The sequence below is a fragment of the Corynebacterium parakroppenstedtii genome, assembly GCF_019754935.1.
GTDB classification, from domain to species: Bacteria; Actinomycetota; Actinomycetes; order Mycobacteriales; family Mycobacteriaceae; genus Corynebacterium; species Corynebacterium parakroppenstedtii.
On sequence record NZ_JAGSOA010000003.1, the window covers coordinates 415,630 to 438,457 of the forward strand.

The following is a 22,828-nucleotide window of genomic DNA, read 5'->3' on the forward strand; positions in this document are numbered from 1 at the left end:
ACACACGTGGCTCTTTACAGGAAGTACCGTCCCGCAACATTCGCCGACGTCGTCGGCCAAGAACACGTCACCGTGCCCCTTAGCCGAGCACTCGACGCCGGACGCATCAATCATGCGTACCTGTTCTCCGGACCCCGCGGCTGCGGTAAAACCTCCTCCGCCCGCATCCTCGCGCGCTCGCTCAACTGCGTGCACGGGCCCACATCGACCCCCTGCGGGGAATGCGAATCCTGCCGAGCACTTGCCCCCGGCGGCCCAGGCTCCCTCGACGTCACCGAACTCGACGCGGCCAGCCACCGCGGCGTCGAAGACATGCGAGACCTCCGCGACCGAGCCATCTACGCACCCGCCGAATCCCGGTACCGCGTGTTCATCATCGACGAAGCCCACATGATCACCAAAGAAGGCTTCAACGCGCTACTCAAAATCGTCGAAGAACCACCCGAACACCTCGTGTTCATCTTCGCGACCACCGAACCCGAAAAAGTCCTGACCACCATCAAGTCCAGGACGCACCAATACCCGTTCCGCCTCCTCGCACCCAACGACATGCGGGGCCTTTTGGAACGAATCTGCCACGAAGAAAAAGTCCAGGTCGAAGACTCCGTTTACCCGCTAGTCATCCGCGCCGGCGGCGGATCCCCCCGCGACTCGCTCTCCGTCCTCGACCAACTCCTCGCCGGAGCCGACGACAACGGCATCACCTACGCCCACGCCGCAGGCGTCCTCGGGATCACAGACAGCGCACTTATCGATGCCGCGGTCGAATCCGTGGCCAACAACGATCCGGCCGGGCTTTTCACCACGATTAACAACGTCCTCGACGCCGGACATGACCCGCGACGGTTTGCCACCGACCTCGTCGACCGCTTCCGCGACCTGCTCGTCCTCCAGTCCATACCCGACGCATTCGACCAAGGACTCGTCGACGCACCCCTCGACCAGCGCGAAACCCTCACCGACGAAGCACAATCCCTCGGGCCCGCCACGCTCACGCGATGCGCAGCCGTCGTCAGTGACGGACTGAACGAACTAAAAGGCGCCACCTCTCCGCGGCTGCTCCTCGAGATCATGTGCGCGCGGATGGTCATGCCCGGCGCGGCCGACGGTATAGAAGCACTGTCACAACGCGTTGAAGCGTTAGAAAGTGGCCAACCGGCGGTCAGCCGTTCTGCCAGCGACAATGATCATCGTGTTGGGAGCACGAGTTCTTCTGCTGCTGAGGGTGGTGCTCGAGCTGCTGATAACGGTGCTGCTGATAGTGGTGCCCCAGGATCTGATGCGAACGCGACTCCACCCCGGGCCAAAGGTGGTGGGCGAATCATTTGGCCGCGCAAGAATAAGAAAACTGAGACTCCGACGCCACAGCCCTCGCCATCCTCGGAAACGAACCCCGAAACGCCACAGGAAGCTAAGGGCCCGGAGCGTCAAGACACAGGCGATGTGAAGTCCCAGGAGACCCAAAGCCCTTCAGCGGCAACACCTGAAAAACCTGCACCGCCGCAGGATGAGGCCGCAGCATCGTCGCAAAATGAAGCTGCACCATCACCAGAGTCTGTGGATCCGCGGACGATGGATCGGGAAACTCTCTCTAAATACTTGCGTGAGCAGGCGTTACAACAAGAGAGAGAAACCCGCGCCCGTGAAGCCGAAGAGCGCATGCACAGGATCGAGGAGAAGGAAGGCCCCGCCGTCGTACTCCCCGAGAGCGAACGTTCCGCCGACGCGCAGAACACGCACGCCGACAGCGCACGTTCCGATGACACGCCCACGGCAGATTCCACGGCCACTGCAGCTGCCAACGCTAGTGAAAATTCCGAGGCCAGTGCAGGTCCCGAGACTAACGGCCACGAGGATCAATCGACCGATACCGAAACAAACCAGCATGACCAACACGCCGATGCTGGGGCGGAAACGGATCAGGCCGACCGCGACACCACAGACCACGAAACCGGCCTCACTGCCGATGATCTCCGGCCACAATGGACACAGATCAAGCAGGCCGTCGGCAAGCGAAGCAAAGTCGCCCAGGTTATGGTCAGCGAAGCTGTCATTCTTGGGGTCTTCCGCAACCACGTCGTCCTTGGCCACCACACCGGGGCGCTCGCGCAAAGGCTCAATGACCAGCACATCAACACGTCCATCGTGGACGCAATCACAGATGCCACCGGGCAAGAAGTCACTGTTGAGGCGGTCATTGGTACCGACGACGCGGCCCTCCAACGATGGAAGGACGCTCACCCAGACCACCCTCGCTCAGCGGTAGCAGATAAATCCGCTGCTACCGCCACCACCGACACCGAAACCAGCGCCGACACTTCAACCAGCGCCGACGCCGACAGCGGGAACGGCTCCGCGCCTGGCGATTTCGCGGGAACCACGTCACCCGCATCACCGGCCTCGCCCACGTCTATCCTGTCCGATTCTGCTCGCACTGCATTAACAGCAGCGGCAGCATGGAAAAAAGCGCAGGAACAACAGCAGTCGAACGCCGACGAGACCGGCCAAGGGCAGCGCGATGGGCATGCCCACCCACGACACAACGCCACACCGCAATCACGGAACGGCCAGTCACGCCCAACGCACACGCCACCCGCGGGACGGCGAGCAGACCCACCGCAAGAATTCAGTGACGGATCGCCGCTGCCTCCCGAACCCGACGACCCCGATGACTACGGCCCACCACCCGACGACTATTACCCTGCGCCGGGCAATACGTCCGCTGGCACCAACGCCGACGCCACCGAAACCAGCGGTGGTCCCGGCAACGCCAGCAGCAACACCGACAAAGGTGGTTCCAACGCGGGCGGACCGACTGCCGAAGCACCATCGTCGGCAAGCACCGAATACACGCAAGAAGAAGCCGAAGAAGAAATGGTCAACGCCACGCGCGACGACCCCAACTACGACCATCGCTCGGCTAAAGACATAGCCATGGAGCTCCTCATCAAGGAACTCGGTGCGCAACCGCTCTAGGCGTCGCACCGGGGAACCCATCACGCCAAAGGGAACCCCACCCCTCCGGGGCGTCATGGCCAGCCGCAACCACCCTTGTCGCACATATTCGTTACACTGAACCGCGACAATGACACACCAACACGACGATCATTAACGACAAAGGAGACAACAATGGCAGAGCCCGACTTCAACGAAATCATGGCCCAAGCACAGCAAATGCAGGAAGAACTGCAACGCGTGCAAGGTGAAATCGCACAATCCGAAATCAGCGGCAGCGCAGGCAACGGCCTGGTCAAGGTCACCATGAAGGGTACCGGCGAGGTCACCAACGTCACCATCGACAAGTCCGTCGTAGACCCCGATGACGTCGACACTCTCCAAGACCTCGTCCTCGGAGCGCTCCAGGACGCCAACACCGCGTTGCAGTCGTACGCGCAGGAAAAGATGGGCCCGTTCTCCCAGGCACTCGGCTAAAACACCTGGCTAAAAACACTCGGCGCCTAAACGATTGGGCGCCTACAGCACTCGGGCCTTAACAAACCTAGCCATCCGTCACCCTCACGCACCACACACACGAAATCAGGACGTCGTTGTTCGAAGGACCACTCCAAGACCTCATCGATGAGTTCTCACGCCTACCCGGAATCGGCCCCAAAAGCGCCCAACGCATAGCGTTCCACCTGCTCCACACCGACCCCGACGACATCGACCGACTCCGGGCAGCGCTCACCTCCGTCCGCGACGGCATCACATTCTGCCGCATCTGCGGAAACATCTCCCGCAACGACGTCTGCCGCATCTGCGCCGACCCCAACCGCGACGCCACCACCATCTGCGTCATCGAAGAACCCAAAGACATCGAAGTCATCGAGGCCACCGGCGAATACCAAGGGCGGTACCACGTCCTTGGCGGCGCGCTCGACCCCCTCGCCAACGTCGGACCCAAAGACCTCTCCATCACACAGCTCCTCCAACGCATCGCCGGGGTCCTTCCCGACCGCGAAACCGCCGACTCCACACCCGACGAACCCCGCTACGAAGACGCCCCCACCATCAAAGAAGTCATCATCGCCACCGACCCCAACACCGAAGGCGAAGCGACCAGCTCCTACCTCGCGCGGCTCCTCAAAGACTTCCCCGACCTCACTACCTCGCGGCTCGCGTCCGGCATGCCCATCGGCGGGGATCTCGAGTACGTCGACGAACTCACGCTCTCCCGCGCACTCGCCGGACGGCTCCCGCTCTAGCAGGTGGAGAGCTCCCGCTCTAACCCCGCCCGGTCACAGCACCCCGCCCGACCTAACAAAAATCCCCCCGGGACATGCGAAAACAATGACACCATGTTAAAACTAGGGTATGTCTTCTGATAAAGCCCGCTGGGGCCTCACCACCCTGTACACCGTCGCCGGATTCGGACACTTCGTCACACCCAAACCTTTCGAAGAAATCGTCCCCACCTACGCCCCCGGAACAGCACGGTTCTGGAACTACCTCTCCGGCGCTGGTGAACTCGGCACCGCCGCACTCCTCGCCGCACCCAATAACAAAGCCAACAAATATGGAGGCCTCATTTCCGCAGCTCTGCTCCTCGCCGTATGGCCGGGTAACTTCGAATCCGTCCGCCAACGCCTCGACCGGCCGTGGACGGAGCAGATCGGATGGATAGCGCGCCTCCCGCTGCAACTCCCCTTGATCCACGCATCGTGGAAGATCTGGAAAGAAACAAGGGACTGACCAGCCCTTCTGATAAACCCAGTCAAACCGTGTAAGACTGTGGTATGAGCACCTTTGCATTAGAAAATCCGAGTACAGGCAAGACAGAAGACCAATTTAACCGCATCGACGACGCTGACCGCGACAAGATCCTCGACCAATCCACCGAGGCTTACAAGCAGTGGAAAGAAACCTCCCTTGAAGAGCGCGTCAATGTCCTCAACAAAGTAGCTGACCTCTACGAGGAGCGCGCCGATGAGCTAGCCAGCTACATCGGTCGCGAAATGGGCAAGCTCACGCGGTGGGCTCAGGGCGAAATACAAATCGTCGTCAATATTTACCGTTGGTACGCCGAGCACGCCTACGAGCTCATGCAGGACACTGAACTACCCCGTCAGGGCGCTATCCGCACTTTCGTACGGCACGACCCGATGGGGCCGATCCTGGGCATTATGCCGTGGAACTTCCCCTACTACCAGGTTGCACGGTGGGCTGCTCCGAACCTCCTGCTAGGAAACACCCTCGTGCTCAAGCACGCATCCATCTGCCCGCTATCTTCCCAGGCATGCCAGGACCTGCTCGAAGAGGCCGGCCTGCCCAAGGGCGTCTTCATCAACATGTACGCCTCCGGTTCGCAAATGGACGCGTTCGTCGCCGACAAGCGCATTAAGGGCGTATCGCTTACCGGTTCCGAAGCGGCCGGTGCAGCCGTCGCCAAGACCGCTGGCGAGAACTACAAGAAGTCGCTGCTTGAATTGGGTGGTAACGACCCATTCATCGTTCTTGACGACGACAACCTCGACGACGTCCTGGACAACTTCGTGAAGATCCGCATGTACAACACGGGCCAGGCGTGCAACGCGCCGAAGCGGCTGATCGTCATGGAATCCTTCTACGACAAAGTTGTCTCCGGGTTGGAAGAGCGCATCAGCAAGATGACCGTCGGCCCGTGGGATGACGAGAAGGCCGACATCGGCCCGCTGTCCTCCATCGACGCCCGCGATGGCATTGTTGAGCGCCTGGACAAGGCCGCTAAGGAAGGCAAGGCCACCATCAAGGTGGGTGGACACGCGCTGGATCGTGATGGCGCCTACATGGAGCCCACCCTTCTTACCGACGTTGACCCCGCGTCGGACGTCGGATGCAACGAAATCTTCGGGCCTGTTGCGATTGTGTACCCGGCGAAGGATGCCGACGAGGCTGTTCACATCGCGAATGATTACTCCGACTACGGCCTGTCCGGCTCCGTGTGGGGCTCTGACCTGGACAAGGCTTGGGAAGTGGCCAGCCAGTTGAAGGACGGCATGACGTTTGTGAACGAATCATCCGTCACCGAAGCAGGGCTGCCATTCGGCGGTGTTGGCCGCTCTGGCTACGGCCGTGAGATGGAGCGGTGGGGTGTTAAGGAATTCGCAAACGAGCACCTCTTCCGCATCAGCGAAGGCCCGAACGGTGGAGGACTCTCCCCAGCAATGTAGTTGCTGGCGAGGAGGGGCTCTGGGTGCCCGACCTCTAGCCCCACTTCGGGGCCGGAGGGACCCAAGCGTCGACCTTCTCATACAGCTCGCTTGGGTTATCCGCAATAATGAGGGATTCCAGATACGCAGAGCTTAAGAAACCCTCTGCCACCATATGTTTAATGGTGCTGATCAGCGGATCCCAGTAGCCATTCACGTTGAGCAGCGCCACAGCGTGCTGTGTGTAGCCCAGTTGTTGCTGGGTCCAGGCATCGAAAAGCTCGTCGACAGTGCCGGCACCTCCGGGTAGCCCCACAACGATATCGGCTAATTCCCCCATTCGCGTTTTACGCGCAGACATCGTGGGCACCAGCTCTAAACGCGTTAAACGGTCGTGCGCGATTTCTCCACGCGCCGGAGTGGGCATAGTTCCATCGGCCCGTGGAATAACATAAGAGTGTCCGCCCTGGTTAAAGCCATTGGGGCCATCCACACCGGCGAGCAAATAGGGGATGACGCCGATGCACAACGTTCCATCCTCAGCGGCAGTATCCCCCACAACTCCCATGAGCCCCGCGCGCCCGCCACCATAAACAATGTGATCATTGTGGGCGCCGATGGAACGCACCAGCGACTCCACAGCCTCCCGATAGGCGGGACTGTTCCCCAGCGCCGAGCCGGTGAACAGGAGGAATCCGCGTCCATATAACTGCGGCACCACCTCACGAGTCAAGGGCGCAATAGATTCACGTTCGGTTTTGATGTCCTCGCTGGTCAACCAGCACGCCTCGTCGAGTTCAGCATGCGGAGTTACGTCGTAGACGTCGTTATTGTCACTATTGCTGACGCCGGCGTTATCGACGTGACCGTCGTCGGCACTATTGTTCCAGCTCAGCGGGTTTTTTAGCGTAAAAACGTCGGCGAGTAGTTGTGTGTTGGCCTCATTAGCCGCGTTTGTTCGGAACGTGCCGACGAAGGTCAGGTCCTCTGTTGTGACGTGAAGGTCCAGTTCTTCATCGAGTTCGCGAATGAGCGTTTGATCTGGTGTTTCTCCCAGCTCTGGCTTGCCGCCGGGAAACATAAACGCTGACGTTCCTTTCTTGCGGACAAGTAAGAACTGGCCATCACGATTCCGGATGATTGCGGCGCTCACGCGAATGATTGGCATAGGTTGCAAGTCTAACAAAGGGGTGTGGCGGAACATCAGCCTTCAGCCCCAAACTAATCAATTTTCAATAAGACGTTCCTCGGTTCTTTTTCCAGCGATTTTCTATATGTGGTGAATGTCGTTAAGATCGAAAGTGAGTAACGCGCGGAGACTATCCGCAGCGTCGATAAACGCACAGAAAGGTTGCGCACTATGACTGCTGAGCACGTCATTCACGAGAATCACACCCATGAGCATGGTCCGGGCTGCGGGCACGTCGCTATCCCCCACGGTGACCACGTCGACTACCTGCACGACGGCCACCTCCACCACAAGCACGAAGACCACTGGGACGAATGCACCACTGAGGGGCACACGATCCACGAGAACCACCCTCACGAGCACGGTCCGGGTTGCGGGCACGTTGCCATCCCTCACGGTGACCACGTCGACTACCTGCACGACGGTCACCTTCACCACAAGCATGAAGACCACTGGGATGAGTGTGGCCATCTGACCTGTAGCTAAAAGAGTTTCCCACCTTCGAATGCTGCTTTTTGCTCTACGTGGTGTGGTTCCGCATGGTGTGGTTCCGCACAGCGAGGCGATCGTAAGTTACACGAGGTAAACAACATGAAAGGAGCGCCGTACCTTGCTCCCCAGCAGGTACGGCGCTCCTTTTGTCCCATTGCTCCCTCGAGGATCGAAATGCATCACCAAACTTTCAGATCGTGAGAAGCGTTGCTGCCTCTCTGTTCCGCTTACATGACATAAACTACGAAGCGCACCTGAACAAACAACAAAACAAACCTGTGTAGTTACTGAGAAAAACAAAGGGAGTCTGCGAAAGAGTGCCACTGCCCCCACAACCACGTGTGAGGACGGGTACTAGCTAGGCGCCTCTGAGCTCAGCGCCCTGCACATCTGCAAAGCTCAACGGCTTGCCATCGTTATACTCTTCGGAGAAATACTCAGCTTCGTTGATGTGATGCTGTTTTTCTTCCTCACTTAACTTTTCCCATATCTCAACTGTTTGGGGAGTTACGTAGAGGTAGTCGGAAATGACGATGCGGTCGCTCTCATTAGTGCTCATAAAGAAACTATAAGGCTGACACCGGTCAGCAGTCTCAGTTCTGCTGCTTTCCTCTCTACTTCTTTCTGTTCGCGACGCGCGCCTGTTTCCTCGAAACCTGCTGTTTCGTACCAATAAACCTGTCCCCAACGTGGTGGCACACACTTCCCCGTGCACACGATTCCTCATGCACATGAAAGAAGCGCCGCACCTTGCTCCCCAGCAGGTACGGCGCTCCTTTTGTCCCATTGCTCCCTCAAGGATCGAAATGAATCACCAAACTTTCAGATCATGAAAAGCGGGTCACGCTTTTCTGTGTTTACGTTCTCTGTTTCGCTTACGAGACTTAACCTACGAAGCCCACCTGAACGAACAACAAAACAAACCTGTGGAATCACTGTAAAAATCTGCGCTTTCTTGAGAACGCCGACCTCCCGTCGCCGGGGTCAAGTCCTCCACCACTCACCCCGTGTTACCCCGCCGTAACACAAACTCAGAAAAGCAACGCTCCCGCAACATGGCAGCAACGGGACAGAGAGAAAGCGCACCTACCGTCTCACTATGACCGCAACACTTGAGACCAACACACAGCCGTCGACCCATTTGAAGCGGGGTTCTTTCAACTGGGTTGTCCTGGCTGGACTTGGGGTATCCTTCGTCATTTCGGGGGACTTCGCCGGCTGGCAGTTCGGGCTCGGTTCCGGCGGCTGGGGCGGTCTTTTCTGCGCCCTCCTCATCGTTGCGGTTCTGTACATGGGCATGTGCCTGGCCCTCGCGGAGCTGTCGGCGGCCCTCCCCTCTGCGGGCGGCGGCCACCTGTTTGCGCAGGTAGCAGTAGGTGATTTCGCCGGTTTCATGACGGCGATCGCCATTCTGTTGGAGTACGTGCTAGCCCCTGCGGCCATCGCGACCTTCATTAGCAGTTATGTCGAATCCCTCCACATCCCGGGCGTTCCCGCAGGTTGGCCCATTTATCTCTTTTGTTACATCGCGGTGGTGGTTGTCCACCTGGCAGGCGCCGGCGAAGCCCTCAAAGCGATGTGCGTCGTCACCATCATCGCCGTAGCTGCACTGGTGCTGTACACCGTGGTGATGGCCCCGCACGTACATATCAGCGCATTCACCGATGGCTGGTCAGGGTCCTCATCTCACACTGAACCCGGCACGTCTGACCGTATTTCTCTTTTCGACAGTGGTCTCGCGGGAATTTGGGCAGCTATTCCGTTCGCCATGTGGTTCTTCCTGGCCATTGAGGGCGTTCCGATGGCTGCCGAAGAGGCGAAGGACCCGGCGCGATCGGTTCCGAAGGCGATCGTCGTCGCGATGATGATTCTGCTGGTGGCGGCTATCACGATGATGGTCGTGGGGCCGGGTGCCGCAGGCACTGGCGTCGTAGCGGAGTCGGGAAATCCGCTGGTGGCCGCCCTTGAGCGCGTCGGCGCGAACCATGCCGTTATGGTGGCCATCAATTACGCGGCCCTGTTGGGCCTGGTGGCGTCGTTCTTTTCGATTATTTACGGGTATTCGCGGCTAACGTTTTCGCTGTCCCGTGCCGGTTTGCTTCCCGCTTTCTTATCGACGACAAACCGCCGCGGCGCGCCGACGTGGGCGTTGATTGTCCCCGCGTGCGTGGGTTTTGCGTTGACGCTGGTGGCGGATGGTGACGCCCTGATGTCTGTTGCTGTGTTTGGCGCGGTGGTGTCGTATGCATTGATGATGGTGGCGCATATTGTGTTGCGGGTGCGACGCCCGGAGCTGCCGCGGCCGTACCGGACGCCCGGTGGCGTCGTGACCTCGGGTGTTGCGTTGGTGCTGTCGCTGGGCGCGGTCGTGGCAACGTTCATGAATGCGCCCATGCTTGCCGGGTGCGCATTGGGCGTGATGGCGCTGGCGGCCGTCGGGTACGCGGTGTGGGGCCGGAATACGTCGCCGGTGGATATTGCACAGGAGCGCGCTGCGCGGGAACGTGCTGCGCGGGAACGTGCCGAGCAGGATCTGAAGGAACCCGTCCACACCCCACGCACACTTACCACCCTCCAGGCCGAGGAGGTCTACTAATGTATTCCCAACACCTCGCTGGACACACGTACTCATTCGCATCCTTAACGGAGGTGATGGCGAAGGCGTCGCCTATCCGTTCTGGTGACCAACTGGCCGGATGTGCCGCACACTCCGCGGCCGAACGTGTCGCCGCCGCAATGGTCTTGGCGGACGTGGAACTACGCGAGTTCATCCGTCGCCCCCTCATCGAGGACGCCGTCACAGACCTCATCCACCGAACCCACGACTCCGACGCGTTCCGCCCCCTCGCACACATGACCGTGGGCGCATTCCGCGAATACCTCCTGGAACAGGCCTATCGCAGCGCCGACATCTCCTCCTTGGCGTGGGGGTTGACACCAGAGATGGCCGCAGCTGTCTCCAAACTGATGAGCAATGGAGAGCTGATCGCGGTATCCGCCGCGTTAAGCGTCGTTACGAAATTCCGAACAACCCTGGGTTTACCTGGTCGTTTGTCGTCGCGGTTGCAGCCCAACCACCCCACCGACGACCCCGCGGGTGTGGCGGCCAGCGTTCTCGACGGGCTGCTCTTCGGGTGCGGCGACGGTACTCCATCCCTATGCAGTCGAGCGTGCTCACACATATCTCGACGACCATTGACCTCATGGAGGCCGGCGCACCCGTGGATCTGCCGTTTCAGTCAATTGCGGGAACGGAAGGAGCGCTGCGGTCCTTCGGCGTGTCGCTCAGTATGCTGGCCGAAGCAGAGCAGGCCGCGGACGAATTGCGCCGAGGAACCGTCGGCACGAATGCTTTGTATTTTGAGACCGGTCAGGGATCGTGCTTGTCGGCGGGGGCAAACATAGGTGTCGATGGACCTGTTGACCAGCAAACTTTGGAGGCTCGCGCGTACGGGGTGGCGCGTGTGTATCGTCCGCTGTTGGTCAATACGGTGGTGGGATTCATCGGGCCCGAATACCTGTACGACGGTAAGCAAATCATCCGGGCCGGGCTGGAGGACAACTTCTGCGGCCGGCTTCTGGGCATTCAAATGGGTTGCGACGTGTGCTACACCAACCATGCCGAAACGGATAGCGACGATATGGACACGCTCCTGCACCTTCTGGCGGCGGCGAACACCGGTTTTGTCATCGCCGTTCCGGGTGCCGACGACATCATGTTGGGCTATCAATCCCTGTCCTTCCACGACATCGCGCAGGTTCGCGCCACCATGGGCAAACGGCCAGCGCCCGAATTCGAAGAGTGGTTGCACACAACCGGGGTTACGGACCAAGGCGGGTTGCTTGCCGACGAGGGCCCCGCGCCTGCGCTCTCGCCCGACCATGCCATGGAATTGGGGTGGACATCATGACGGGGCAGCTCGACGTCACAACCACGGGTGGCGAAGCCGGCCGCGCTAAAGATGGCAACCGCGCTAAGGACGATCATCGTCCCGACGCCTGGGCGAGGGTACGTGATCTCACCACGGCGCGGATCGGGTTAGGGAGACACGGAGCGGCCCAACCGACCTCATCGAAACTATCGTTCGCAGCAGCTCACGCGGCCGCACGCGACGCTGTTCATTCAGGTGATTCGAATGGCACGGGTGACGCGGGTAGTTCCGGCACCACGAACGGACTTTCTTTCCTTGCCGACGCACCGCTCGTGCGGTCGCGCGCCGAGGATCGGTCGGAGTATTTGCGACGCCCTGACCTGGGACGACTCCCCAACGATGACGACCTAAAGAAACTGCCCACTCGCGAGGCTGGATGGGATGTGGGGATAGTCATGGCGGATGGTCTCTCCCCCGATGCGCTGTCCTACCACGGGAAAGCCACGGAAGAAGCGTTGCGGGACGCGCTTCACCGCATCTGTCCGGAGCTCTCCATTGCCCCCACCGTCAGAGCAGACCAAGCGCGGGTCGCGTTGGGCGATCACATTGCACACGCCATGAACATGCGCGTCGTTGTAGTCATTATCGGCGAGCGACCTGGGCTTTCGGTGCCATATTCGCTAGGCATGTACATCACGTATAACGCGTCACCGGGGACGACCGACGAGCGGCGGAACTGCATTTCCAACATTCACCCGCCGGACGGACTGAGTTATGACCACGCAGCATTCACCGCGGCCGATCTCATCTCGAAAATGATGGAACTAGGGAAATCAGGAGCGACTTTGAAAGCGACGCGGCACGCTATTTCCAGCTAAAAAGTTCGCGCCTCTACTCCGTCGGCATCGCGATATAGCGAACCTCCTGGTACTCCTCGATGCCGGCGTTTCCGCCTTCGCGGCCCAAGCCGGACTGCTTCACGCCACCAAATGGAGCCGCGGCGTTGGACAACACTCCCACATTCAACCCGGCCATTCCAGCCTCGAGGTCCTCCGAGAACCGCAGCGCGCGCTGGACATTCGTCGTAAATAAATAGGATGACAATCCATATTCGGTGTCATTGGCTAACTCAAGTGCCTGGCTTTCCGTAGAGAATGTCGTAATCGGGGCGACGGGCCCGAAAATCTCTTCCCGGAATACTCGCGCATCGGTTGGAACAGGATAAAGCACCGTCGGCTTATAGAAATAGCCCTTACCTTCAAGGGGTTCGCCACCGCAGAGCACCTTCGCGCCCTTCTCTTTAGCATCATCAACCAAAGCGGCCACGTTATCCAGGGCTTTCTTCTCAATCAGAGGGCCGCACGTCGTGTCCTCATCCAACCCATTTCCGCACGTCAGGTCACCCATTGCCTCGGCCAGCTTCTTCGAGAACTCCTCGGCCACCGACTCGTGCACAATAAATCGGTTCGCAGCCGTGCATGCCTCCCCCATGTTCCGCATCTTTGCAACCATCGCGCCCTCAACCGCCTTATCCAGATCCGCGTCGTCAAAAACGACAAACGGAGCGTTGCCACCTAGCTCCATCGAGGTACGCAACACATTCTTCGAGGCAGCTTCGAGCAGGTGCTTACCGACGCCCGTCGAACCGGTGAACGACATCTTGCGCAACCGCGAATCCCCCATGATCGGCTCCGACACTGACGACGCAGATTTCGACGGCACCACATTGACGACGCCATCAGGCACGCCGGCCTGACGAAGCAGCTCGACGAAGTACAGCGAGGTGAGAGGCGTCAGACGCGCGGGCTTCAACACGACGGTGCAGCCGGCAGCCAGCGCTGGGCCGATCTTGCGGGTGCCCATCGCGAGCGGGAAATTCCACGGTGTGATGAGGAAACATGGCCCGACAGGGCGGCGAGAGACTAGGAACCGTAGAGTGCCCTCCGGACTCGTGGAATATTGACCCCCAATGCGGTTCGCTTCCTCAGAGAACCAGCGGAGGAACTCCCCGCCGTAAGTCACCTCGCCGCGGGATTCCGCGAGGGGCTTCCCCATTTCCAGCGTCATCAACGTGGCTAATTCCTCAGAGTTCTCTTGAACCAGGTCAAACGCCTTTTTTAGTATTGAGCTGCGCTCACGGGTCGACGTATGTGACCACTCGTATTGGGCATCGGATGCCGCGTCAAGAGCTTTAATGGCATCATCGCCCGTTGCGCTAGCCACGGTTGCAATGACCTCACCGGTGGCAGGGTTCTCCACATCAAACGTCTCTGAGCTAGACGAATCACCCCACTTCCCATTAATAAACAACTGGGTGGGAGTTTTCGCTATAAGCTCTTTTGGATCAATAGACACAACGACGCCTTTCAGATTGATTGTCACAGATCAGTTGACTGTCACATGTAGGGATAACTGCCAGGGTAATCCCCGTTACACTTTTGCGTCGGGAAAGCGGAATAGTGGAGAAACACTGCTCCACCGGAATCAGAGGAGATATTATTACAGTTATTGTCACTACGCCAGCACATTGGAGATAAAAATAATGGCAATACACGTCCATGCAACAGTTGAACCGGATGGAGAATGGTGGCTTGTCACCATCCCTAAGTACGACATTTTCGGTCAGGCAAATCGACGTGAAGATGCGGAAGCCGTTGCAAAAGAAAGCGCCGCATTATGGTTTGATACCGAAGAAGAAAACATCGAAGTCACCCTCGACAACTAAAAGCACAATGGGGAAACGCCCGTTTTCTCGGCTTTTGCCATCGGCTTTCTTATAACGGGGGACTATCACCATTGTCATTTCAGCCGCCGTTAACTCCCCACCATTACCGACGCTTACCACTGCGTAGTAAAAACACATTGCTGATAGCAAAAGCGGCGACGATGGCACACACGATGGCGACAACATAAGGTTGACCGCCCACAATTCCTGCGCCGAGAGCCGGGACGGCCGTAGCCACGTAACCGACCACGTAGTACGTCGATACTGTCTTGGCTTTATCGGATCGTGGCGATAGTTCGGCTGTGCCAGCCAACGAAGTGCGAAAACTGATTCCCTGCCCAATACCTGAAATACAGATGCCGAACCAGGCCACGATGGGCTCGCCAATGATGAGGGACACCGCGGTGGATCCCAGGCCCACCACCAAAATAATCATTCCAGCCGCCAAACTTGGCTCGCGGGGAAGAAATGCCATCCCAATTTGAGTTGCCGCGGAAACGGCAAGCATGAGAAACGTCGTAAAGGCCATGCCCAGTTGGCTGGATACTCCTAAGCCTTTCATGCTGAGTGGGACGACAGACTGGAAAAGACCGTTTGTACCGTAGGCAACTCCAATGGCGACAGCGAACGGAATGAAAGCAGACACGAGATTCTTCGGAACGCCGATCTGAACGTTTAGCCTCAGCCGTTCTCGATTCTCGAGAGTCTCGGTGATTAATAACACCAGCGCGCCTGCTATGACGGTCAGAATTCCGTAAATGATGAAAGGAATTCTTAGTGGTAATCCCGAATGTAAGGCAATGAACGCGCCAAACAAAGGCCCGAGAGCCAAGCTCAATGATGTGTAAATCGTGCTCAAAAGGGCACCCAAGGCAGGAGATATCGCCTCCTGCAGAGCCGCCGTAAACGCACCAGTGCATAACCCCACCGATAACCCGGATAGTGTGCGGGCAATACACAAACCAGGGAAATTAGTTGTCAGTGTAAAGGTCACACTCGAGGCCAACGAGAGACCAACACACGTCAAAATAACTGGTTTTCTTCCCACAGTGTCAGAAACGTGACCAAACAATAAGGCAATAACGACACCCACGACATAAAAAGAAAAGAAGACGACAGTTGAGCTGGAACCCAGCCCCCAATCCCGCTGATATATCGAATACAGCCCCGACGGAATCGTCGACCCGAGTACGACCATCGTCATTCCGTACGACAGTGCTACACCGTCGTAAAGTCGTCGCACCGTATCGTTCATCGCGCTCATATCCCGACCCCCTCACAGATCATCAACCCACGTCGATCAAGCCCCTACTCCGTCCTCCAGCATGAAGTTAGGTTTCGTTAGGGAATACTGTAGACAAAGAATCAACGACGGTGAGGGGAAACCGGAAGAATGCGAAAGTCCCCGTCGGCTGAAACCCTTGCAGGATCACAACCAACGGGGACTAACACTCACAATGAAGTTGTGGGCGAAGGGGGACTTGAACCCCCACGTCCGTAAAGGACACTGGCACCTGAAGCCAGCGCGTCTGCCATTCCGCCACTCGCCCGAAACAACGCACGTCAGCTTAGCACGACGTCCCGCGTCGAAAACAAAAGAGCAGGTCAAAGACTTGCAAAAGTCCACAGACTAGTCCACGAACTCATCGAAAACACCCCTATACCTCTTAATATGTCAGCTTCATATCTCATACATTTCGTATTCATATCGCGCACAATCCCGTCGATAGTGATCGAACTCGACGAAAAACCTGGACGTAGTACGCTGCTCTCCTATGTATTTACGAAAGAAATTCGTATAATGACCTGAACTTCTCTCAAATGGCATAGCGTAGAGAACAACACGGTCACATCAAGAACGATCGCAGATCAGGGAAGAACCGCGGCTGAGCACACACTGCTTGCCATCAGCCGCACATGAGTGCAGCCCTGGATTTTCGCGCGATGCCAAGAAAGGTGTCCCAGTTCATATGGATATGCTCGGGCGTTTCCGAAAGCTCGATAGCTCCCTGCAACGCGGCATGGATAATGGATTCGCACGCGTCTTCGGCGGGTCCGTCGTCCCTGCCGAAATTGAGGAACTCTTGAAGCAAGAGGCCGAGGATTCCTTGGTTTATGGACCCCACGGCACTCTATATGCCCCCGACCGGTACGTCGTCTACCTTGCAGCAAAAGACTTGGACAAAATTAACGACGCCGATCCGGACCTGAACTACGACCTCTCTGACCTGCTTGGACGCTTCATCCGCAACGAAGGATGGCGCACCTACGAAGCCGTCACTGTGGACCTCAAAAGCGACAAAGGCCTGCACACCGGCCAACTGAAGTGCCACTCCTCCGTTTCGGAGCACCAGGATGCGCGGCCAGTGAGCCCACCCACCGAGGTCTACGCCTCACATCAAAACGACTCCGCCAACCAGGAGCAGCCGGGGCAGTCGGGGCAACCAGAGGGACAATCTGGCTACCCTCACAGCGTCGACTATGACAGCTACCGCCATGCACAAGCGTGGTCCGAAGTTGCCGACGCCGCCGACACTGCTAACCCCGCCCCGGGAACAGGGCACGTCTCCCCCGCCGATGCCGCAGCATCGCCGAACGTGCAGGACAACGGCGGTTATGCCCCAGGACAGGCGTCGGTAAGCGGACAGGCAAGCGAACAAGCGGCCGTCACCCTCTTACTTCAAGACGGGTCCTCCCGGACATACCACGTACACGAAGGAACAAATATCATCGGGCGCGGTAACCAGGTGGATTTCCGCCTCCCCGACACCGGCGTATCGCGGCGACACGCCGAACTCGTGTGGGACGGGAAAGAAGCCGTCCTGGTGGATCTACATTCGACCAACGGCACCACCGTCAACGACACCCCGATCGACAACTGGCTGCTGGCCGACGGAGACGTCATCACCGTCGGACACTCTTATATAGAGGTGCGAATCAACACGCCTCAGAAGTAGGCCCACGGACGTAAAACCGGAGTGCGAACTCAGGGGCCGCGTCCGCGTGAGAAACTAGCTCGACGCAGACCAAACTCCGCGGCGGTACCGTCGTCGATAGTGGTGTGAATACCGACGCTGACACCGTCGAAAAGCTTTACCGCACCTCTACGAACACGGGCTTTATGCTGCGGGGTTGGCGCGCGGGCACACCAAAGAAGGTAAAGTAGGGCACGACTTGAATCGGTGGGGTGTCCAGGTGTGCCTGTAAGCTCACTATCCAGCTGGCGCACATGGAGCCACAACCGATGCTGCTGCACAACCAAGGAGGATGCCCACCATGCAAAGCACGGTGTTGTTTCTCGTTAAACTAGCCATCCTCATCCTGCTCTGGCTCTTCATCGCGCTCACCCTGCGCGCTCTCAAACGGGATTCGGCTACGCCCTCAGCCACCGTGCTCGCGGCACCCGCCGTAGCAGCGCCCCAAGGCGGGCCTGACCAGACCGTCGCCCCCAACGCCGACGGCAGACGGAACCAGCGAAATAAGGCCCCACTCTCGGAACTCGTCGTGACCAACGGGCCCCAGAGAGGACAAACGATCGACCTGACGTCGCAATCTGAAGTGTTCGTCGGACGAGCATCGTCGTGCACACTTGTCCTCAGCGATGACTACGCTTCATCCCGTCACGCGCGGTTCATCCGAAACGGAAACGACTGGTTCGTGGAAGATCTAGAATCGCGCAACGGGACGTACCTCAACGAGCAACGCATCGACCAGCTAGAAACCCTCACCCGCGGAGATGCCATCCGCGTCGGCCGAACCACACTGCACGTGCAGTAGGAAGGGATCATTAGATGACATATGCCCTGACCTACGCGGCCGCATCGCACGTAGGACTGATCCGCGGAAATAACGAAGACTCTGCCTACGCAGGCCCCCACCTGCTGGCACTGGCCGACGGCATGGGCGGACATGCGGCGGGAGAAATAGCCTCCCAGCTCATGATTTCCCACATTGCCCACGTCGACGATGTGGGACCCGGCGACGACATGTGCGGGCAGCTGGCCGACGCGATGGCCGAAGGTAACGCTGCTATCGCTAACCAGATCGACATCAACCCCGCCACCGAGGGCATGGGGTGCACCCTCGACGCCTTCTTCTTCAACGACGACACCCTCGCCATCTGCCACGTCGGCGACTCACGCGGATACCTCTACCGCGACGGACAACTAGAGCAAATTACCAAAGACGACACCTACGTCCAATCCCTTGTCGACGAAGGCCAGCTGGCGCCCGAAGACGTCTCCAACCACCCGCAGCGCTCCCTCATCCTGAAAGCGCTGACAGGCCGCCCCGTGGAGCCCACCCTGATGCTCCGCGACGTCCGCCCCGGTGACCGCTACCTCCTGTGCTCCGACGGCCTCTCTGACCCCGTCAGCCACGACACCATCGCGGATATCGTCTCCCGTGGCACACTCGACCAAGCTGCCGAGCGCCTTATCGACCTCGCTCTACGCAGCGGCGGCCCCGATAACGTCACCGTCGTTCTCGGAGAAATCGTCGACACCAGCGACGACGACTACGCCCCGGCCGCACCTCTCCTCGTCGGTGCGCTCGATCCGGAACAGACCGACGTCGCCCGGCCTGATACCGCAGCCGGCCGAGCCGTCGGCATGAAGCTTATACAACAGAACAAGGAAGCCCAGGCCCAACGAAATCCTGGAGCGCGCTCCGGATCGCAACCGGCGTCACCCAACAACGGTGGTGGCCCCTCCGACAACGGGAGAACACACACATCCCGGGGTGACCTTGCCGATTCCGCACACAGTGGTACATCCGCCGGGGCCAATGAACGTAGTAGCACAGCAGGTCGTGGTGCGAAGGACAGTACTGATTCCACCCACGGTTCAGCCGTCGCCGGAGGACACGGCCATAACCACGAAAAACACAATAAGAAAAAAGGGCGTCGCATCGGTCTCACGGTGGGCGTCATTGTTCTTATCCTCGCCGTCGTCATCGGTGCCGGCGGATGGTGGGCGAAGAAAACACTAGATAACCGCTATTACATCGCCACCGACAACAACGAACTCGTCGTCTATAAAGGTGCAGACGAAACAATCCTCGGAAAAACGCTCCACAGCACGTACCAACGCGCATGTTTGGACGCCAAGGGCAACCTCACGCTGCTGGACGCGAACTCCACTAAGAAATGCCACCGCTTCCAACTCACCGATCTTCCGCCATCGACGCGGACAAACGTCGACAATCTGCCATCGGGGGACTACAACGACGTCCAAACACAAATGGAGCGACTAGCTAAGCAGGCGCTCCCTGTGTGCGTGACCCGCGAATCATCGCACGGCAACGCCGATAATCCCGACGCAGCCCGCGACAACCGCAGTGGTGAGCCACACGCGCCCTCCGACGCGGCAACCAGTGGCGAACCCGCACCGAGCGCACCCAGTGCTGGCGGATCCGCAGCCAACAACGCCTCGGGAGACACCGCCAACGGGCAACCCGGAGACCTCACCACACCTGGTGACACATGCCGGGAGGTGAAATAAATGACCTATTCACACCCATCGACAGCGGGAAACGCCGTCGCGTACCCGGCAACGACAACCGGGCAGGCAACCGACAACACGGGACCCATTGCGCGGCCCAAACGGCCACGGCGCTGGATCGAACTCGGGCTGCTGCTGGCTGTCACCGCGATCCTCGCTTTGGCGGTGATCGCCGTCGAAATCGCGGCTAACCACCCGCTGACCACGGATGTTGCCTACCTCCTCGGCGGGTTCATCATCATTTTCACCGTCGCCCACCTCGTGATTCTGTGGAAAGCGCCCTACTCCGACCAGATCATGCTTCCCGTCGCGGCGTTGCTCAACGCCATCGGCCTCGTCATGATTTACCGGCTGGACCTGGCCACGGGGAATAACCTTGTCCGCTCACAGATCATGTGGACGGTGATCGGTGTAACCATGATGGTCGCCGTCATCGTCGGACTTCGCGACCACCGATCCCTCCAGGACTACTCGTTCCTGCTCGGTATCGCTGGTCTGATCTTCATGGCCGTCCCCATGGTGTGGCCCACCAGCCTCAACGCGGACGCCAACGTGTGGGTGCAAATTGGGCCGTTCTCCATTCAGCCCGGTGAGTTCTCGAAGATCCTACTTCTGCTGTTCTTCGCCTCACTCCTCACCACGAAGCGAGCACTGTTCAACGTCGCCGGGACCAAATTCCTCGGAATGAGATTCCCGCGGCTGCGTGACCTCGGACCCATCCTCGTCGTGTGGGGAATCGCCCTCGTCATTATGGCCGGCGAAAACGACTTCGGCCCAGCACTCCTCCTCTTCGGGACCGTGCTCGGCATGCTCTATATCGCCACCTCGCGGCCGTCGTGGATCATTATCGGACTCGGTCTTGCCGCCATCGGTGCCGTCGGGATCTACAACATCTCCGCCAAGATTCAGACACGCGTCGACAACTTCATCGACCCCATCAGCCACTACAACGAGGGCGGATACCAGCTCTCGCAAGCGCTCTTCGGCCTGTCGTGGGGTGGGGTCACCGGCACCGGACTTGGACGAGGGTATCCCGAAGAGGTGCCCGTTGCGCACTCCGACTTCATCCTCGCCGCCATCGGTGAGGAACTCGGCCTCGTGGGGCTCTCCGCGCTCATCGTCCTCTACGCCGTCTTCGTCGCCAGAGGCATGAAGACAGCACTCAAGACACGCGACACCTACGGCAAACTCGTTGCCTCTGGGCTCTCGCTCACCATCGCGATCCAGGTGTTCGTCGTCGTCGGAGGGATTTCAAGACTCCTACCGATGACCGGACTGACGACGCCATTCGTCGCCCACGGAGGCTCGTCGCTCCTTGCCAACTACATGCTGCTGGCCATCATCCTGCGCATTTCCAATTCCGCGCGGCAACCAGCTAGCGTTAGCGGGTCAGCCGCGACACCGAACCGTAAAACCAACCAGCAAGCCAGCACCAACCAGAAGGAGGCACAACAGTGAACCGGTCCATCCGCGCAGTCACCATCTTCTGCCTCCTCCTCGTTGTTGCCATGGTGGCCAACCTCACCTGGATCCAGGGGTTCCAGACCGACCACCTGGCCAAGAACTCGCTTGACCGTCGCCAGTACTACGACATGAAGTCACGCCAACGCGGACAGATCAGCGCCGGGGGAGAAATCCTGGCGCACTCCGTCAAGGGCGCCAATGACATGTACAACCGCGAATACGTCAGCGACCCCGACGCGTTTGGGCCCATCGAGGGCTACCTCTCTGACCGCTACGGAACAGCGGGCATCGAGGCCAGCCAGAACAACATCCTTAACGGCACCGACGACTCGCTGTTTACCAAACGGTTCACCGACACCCTCACGGGCAAGGAAACCCAGGGTGCCAATGTCGAGCTCACCATCGACCCCAAGACGCAGCGCGTCGCCTATGACGCCATGACCAGCCGCGGATACACCGGTGCCGTCGTCGCGCTCCGGCCCTCCACTGGGGAAGTGCTCGCGATGGCCTCCACCCCTGGTTACGACCCGCGCAGCATCGTGACCTCGAATGCTGAGGAAGCACAGCAAAACTGGGCTGACCTCAACAACAACCCGGAATCGCCGCTGCTCAACCACGCGACGCAGCAGACGCTTCCGCCCGGATCGACATTCAAGCTGATCACCACGGCTGCTGCCATGGAGAAGAACAACGTCAACGCCAACACCACGGTCACCGCGGAACCGCAGATCACGCTGCCGGATAGCTACACGACCATGGAGAACTACGGTGGTGAGCGCTGCGGGAGTGGTTCTCTGACGACGCTGTCCACCGCGTTCACTCTGTCCTGCAACACGGCGTTTGCCCAGCTCGGAATGGCTGCGGGAACCGAGCAGTTCAAGAAGACCGCTAAAGCATTCGGCGTGGGTGAGAGCGTGGATGACTTCGGACTGCCCGTCCAGACGTCCACCGTCGGCGAGATTGCTGACCAACCATCACTGGCGCAGTCCTCCATCGGACAGCGCGACGTGTCCATCACACCGTTGCAGGACGCCATCATCGCCGCCACGATCGCCAATAAAGGCAAGAGGATGAAGCCCTACGTGGTCAAGCAGATCACCGACTCCAGCCTCAAGCCCATCAAGACCACGAAACCTGAACAAGTCAATACCGCGGTCAACGAAGACATCGCGAACCGCATCACGCAGCTCATGATCGGATCCGAAAAAGGCACCAGCGGGTACGCCGGCGCCGACATCGCATCCAAGACCGGTACCGCCGAGCACGGCGAAAACTCACGGTCCTCCAAACCACACGCCTGGTACGTCGCCTTCGGGCCCTCCCAGAACGCCGACGTCGCCGTGGCCGTCGTCGTCGAAAATGGTGGTGACCGAGGACAAGCAGCAACGGGCGGGTCCGTCGCAGCCCCCATCGGCCGCGCTGTCATCGCCCAGGCACTCAAGGACGGGGTGTAAAAC

General features: G+C 59.1%; 18 protein-coding genes, 1 tRNA gene and 1 pseudogene. 15 read left to right on the forward strand and 5 right to left on the reverse strand.

Features of this window, described 5'->3' with window-relative positions:
- Positions 1 to 6: 6 nt before the first annotated feature.
- The 5 genes from KCQ76_RS10395 to KCQ76_RS10415 all read left to right on the forward strand — a co-directional run bounded on the left by KCQ76_RS10395 (position 7) and on the right by KCQ76_RS10415 (position 6,149).
- Positions 7 to 2,976: a DNA polymerase III subunit gamma and tau gene (locus KCQ76_RS10395; RefSeq protein WP_060942019.1), complete on the forward strand. Its 2,970-nt coding sequence runs from the start codon at positions 7 to 9 to the stop codon at positions 2,974 to 2,976.
- 153 nt (positions 2,977 to 3,129) lie between these two features.
- A complete protein-coding gene (locus tag KCQ76_RS10400; RefSeq protein ID WP_012730825.1) occupies positions 3,130 to 3,432 on the forward strand; it encodes a YbaB/EbfC family nucleoid-associated protein in 303 nt (100 codons plus the stop codon).
- Between the two features lie 116 nt (positions 3,433 to 3,548).
- Positions 3,549 to 4,205, forward strand: a complete 657-nt coding sequence (locus KCQ76_RS10405; protein WP_012730824.1) for a recombination mediator RecR — start codon at positions 3,549 to 3,551, stop codon at positions 4,203 to 4,205.
- Positions 4,206 to 4,314: 109 nt separating this feature from the next.
- Complete coding sequence (locus KCQ76_RS10410) at positions 4,315 to 4,692, forward strand: DoxX family protein (RefSeq protein ID WP_046201882.1); 378 nt, start codon at positions 4,315 to 4,317, stop codon at positions 4,690 to 4,692.
- A gap of 44 nt (positions 4,693 to 4,736) precedes the next feature.
- Positions 4,737 to 6,149, forward strand: coding sequence for an aldehyde dehydrogenase family protein (locus tag KCQ76_RS10415; RefSeq protein WP_046205310.1), 1,413 nt, complete (start codon positions 4,737 to 4,739; stop codon positions 6,147 to 6,149).
- 34 nt (positions 6,150 to 6,183) lie between these two features.
- On the opposite strand, the gene KCQ76_RS10420 is transcribed toward KCQ76_RS10415, so the two are convergent.
- A complete protein-coding gene (locus KCQ76_RS10420; protein ID WP_161794665.1) occupies positions 6,184 to 7,296 on the reverse strand; it encodes a TIGR00730 family Rossman fold protein in 1,113 nt (370 codons plus the stop codon).
- 192 nt (positions 7,297 to 7,488) lie between these two features.
- Between KCQ76_RS10420 and KCQ76_RS10910 the strand changes: the two genes are divergently transcribed.
- On the forward strand, positions 7,489 to 7,803 hold the full coding sequence (locus KCQ76_RS10910) for a threonine dehydratase (RefSeq protein WP_082089980.1): 315 nt from the start codon (positions 7,489 to 7,491) through the stop codon (positions 7,801 to 7,803).
- A 364-nt stretch (positions 7,804 to 8,167) separates the two neighbouring features.
- Here KCQ76_RS10910 and KCQ76_RS10430 read toward each other — a convergent pair whose 3' ends face one another.
- Positions 8,168 to 8,368 carry a hypothetical protein gene (locus KCQ76_RS10430; RefSeq protein ID WP_046201880.1) on the reverse strand — a complete coding sequence of 67 codons (201 nt, stop codon included), beginning with the start codon at positions 8,366 to 8,368 and terminating at the stop codon, positions 8,168 to 8,170.
- 540 nt (positions 8,369 to 8,908) lie between these two features.
- Here KCQ76_RS10430 and eat point away from each other — a divergent pair.
- The 3 genes and pseudogenes from eat to eutC all read left to right on the forward strand — a co-directional run bounded on the left by eat (position 8,909) and on the right by eutC (position 12,559).
- Entirely contained in the window at positions 8,909 to 10,405 is a 1,497-nt protein-coding gene (eat, locus tag KCQ76_RS10435; RefSeq protein ID WP_046205309.1) for an ethanolamine permease, read from the forward strand.
- A pseudogene (gene eutB / locus KCQ76_RS10440) lies at positions 10,405 to 11,720 on the forward strand (ethanolamine ammonia-lyase subunit EutB). Before eat ends, eutB begins: the two are co-directional and overlap by 1 nt.
- Positions 11,717 to 12,559 carry an ethanolamine ammonia-lyase subunit EutC gene (gene eutC, locus KCQ76_RS10445; RefSeq protein ID WP_082089993.1) on the forward strand — a complete coding sequence of 281 codons (843 nt, stop codon included), beginning with the start codon at positions 11,717 to 11,719 and terminating at the stop codon, positions 12,557 to 12,559. Before eutB ends, eutC begins: the two are co-directional and overlap by 4 nt.
- 13 nt (positions 12,560 to 12,572) lie before the next feature.
- On the opposite strand, the gene KCQ76_RS10450 is transcribed toward eutC, so the two are convergent.
- Positions 12,573 to 14,036 (reverse strand): NAD-dependent succinate-semialdehyde dehydrogenase, encoded by a 1,464-nt coding sequence (locus tag KCQ76_RS10450; RefSeq protein ID WP_102215168.1) that lies wholly within the window; start codon positions 14,034 to 14,036, stop codon positions 12,573 to 12,575.
- Positions 14,037 to 14,223: 187 nt separating this feature from the next.
- Here KCQ76_RS10450 and KCQ76_RS10455 point away from each other — a divergent pair, with 187 nt between their 5' ends.
- A complete protein-coding gene (locus KCQ76_RS10455) occupies positions 14,224 to 14,406 on the forward strand; it encodes a hypothetical protein (RefSeq protein ID WP_046201878.1) in 183 nt (60 codons plus the stop codon).
- Between the two features lie 103 nt (positions 14,407 to 14,509).
- Here the strand turns inward: KCQ76_RS10455 and KCQ76_RS10460 are convergent, their stop codons facing one another.
- Positions 14,510 to 15,670 (reverse strand): MFS transporter, encoded by a 1,161-nt coding sequence (locus tag KCQ76_RS10460; protein ID WP_082089979.1) that lies wholly within the window; start codon positions 15,668 to 15,670, stop codon positions 14,510 to 14,512.
- A gap of 202 nt (positions 15,671 to 15,872) precedes the next feature.
- Positions 15,873 to 15,956: transfer RNA gene (locus KCQ76_RS10465), tRNA-Leu, on the reverse strand.
- Between the two features lie 420 nt (positions 15,957 to 16,376).
- Between KCQ76_RS10465 and KCQ76_RS10470 the strand changes: the two genes are divergently transcribed.
- From KCQ76_RS10470 to KCQ76_RS10490, 5 genes are all read left to right on the forward strand, one after another.
- Positions 16,377 to 17,363 (forward strand): FHA domain-containing protein, encoded by a 987-nt coding sequence (locus tag KCQ76_RS10470; protein ID WP_046201877.1) that lies wholly within the window; start codon positions 16,377 to 16,379, stop codon positions 17,361 to 17,363.
- Between the two features lie 310 nt (positions 17,364 to 17,673).
- Complete coding sequence (locus tag KCQ76_RS10475; protein ID WP_235428972.1) at positions 17,674 to 18,183, forward strand: FHA domain-containing protein FhaB/FipA; 510 nt, start codon at positions 17,674 to 17,676, stop codon at positions 18,181 to 18,183.
- A 14-nt stretch (positions 18,184 to 18,197) separates the two neighbouring features.
- Complete coding sequence (locus KCQ76_RS11205) at positions 18,198 to 19,907, forward strand: PP2C family protein-serine/threonine phosphatase (protein ID WP_046201875.1); 1,710 nt, start codon at positions 18,198 to 18,200, stop codon at positions 19,905 to 19,907.
- Positions 19,908 to 21,365 (forward strand): FtsW/RodA/SpoVE family cell cycle protein, encoded by a 1,458-nt coding sequence (locus KCQ76_RS10485; protein ID WP_052722426.1) that lies wholly within the window; start codon positions 19,908 to 19,910, stop codon positions 21,363 to 21,365.
- Positions 21,362 to 22,825, forward strand: a complete 1,464-nt coding sequence (locus KCQ76_RS10490) for a penicillin-binding transpeptidase domain-containing protein (RefSeq protein ID WP_046201874.1) — start codon at positions 21,362 to 21,364, stop codon at positions 22,823 to 22,825. Before KCQ76_RS10485 ends, KCQ76_RS10490 begins: the two co-directional genes overlap by 4 nt.
- Positions 22,826 to 22,828: the final 3 nt, after the last annotated feature.

What these genes read in the sequence shown, in the direction of transcription:
- KCQ76_RS10400 (WP_012730825.1), top strand. Translation starts at nt 3,130, where the DNA reads ATGGCAGAGCCCGACTTCAACGAAATCATGGCCCAAGCACAGCAAATG.
- KCQ76_RS10410 (WP_046201882.1), top strand. Translation starts at nt 4,315, where the DNA reads ATGTCTTCTGATAAAGCCCGCTGGGGCCTCACCACCCTGTACACCGTC.
- KCQ76_RS10415 (WP_046205310.1), top strand. Translation starts at nt 4,737, where the DNA reads ATGAGCACCTTTGCATTAGAAAATCCGAGTACAGGCAAGACAGAAGAC.
- KCQ76_RS10420 (WP_161794665.1), bottom strand. Translation starts at nt 7,296, where the DNA reads ATGCCAATCATTCGCGTGAGCGCCGCAATCATCCGGAATCGTGATGGC.
- KCQ76_RS10910 (WP_082089980.1), top strand. Translation starts at nt 7,489, where the DNA reads ATGACTGCTGAGCACGTCATTCACGAGAATCACACCCATGAGCATGGT.
- KCQ76_RS10430 (WP_046201880.1), bottom strand. Translation starts at nt 8,368, where the DNA reads ATGAGCACTAATGAGAGCGACCGCATCGTCATTTCCGACTACCTCTAC.
- eat (WP_046205309.1), top strand. Translation starts at nt 8,909, where the DNA reads ATGACCGCAACACTTGAGACCAACACACAGCCGTCGACCCATTTGAAG.
- eutC (WP_082089993.1), top strand. Translation starts at nt 11,717, where the DNA reads ATGACGGGGCAGCTCGACGTCACAACCACGGGTGGCGAAGCCGGCCGC.
- KCQ76_RS10455 (WP_046201878.1), top strand. Translation starts at nt 14,224, where the DNA reads ATGGCAATACACGTCCATGCAACAGTTGAACCGGATGGAGAATGGTGG.
- KCQ76_RS10460 (WP_082089979.1), bottom strand. Translation starts at nt 15,670, where the DNA reads ATGAGCGCGATGAACGATACGGTGCGACGACTTTACGACGGTGTAGCA.
- KCQ76_RS10470 (WP_046201877.1), top strand. Translation starts at nt 16,377, where the DNA reads ATGGATATGCTCGGGCGTTTCCGAAAGCTCGATAGCTCCCTGCAACGC.
- KCQ76_RS10475 (WP_235428972.1), top strand. Translation starts at nt 17,674, where the DNA reads ATGCCCACCATGCAAAGCACGGTGTTGTTTCTCGTTAAACTAGCCATC.
- KCQ76_RS11205 (WP_046201875.1), top strand. Translation starts at nt 18,198, where the DNA reads ATGACATATGCCCTGACCTACGCGGCCGCATCGCACGTAGGACTGATC.
- KCQ76_RS10485 (WP_052722426.1), top strand. Translation starts at nt 19,908, where the DNA reads ATGACCTATTCACACCCATCGACAGCGGGAAACGCCGTCGCGTACCCG.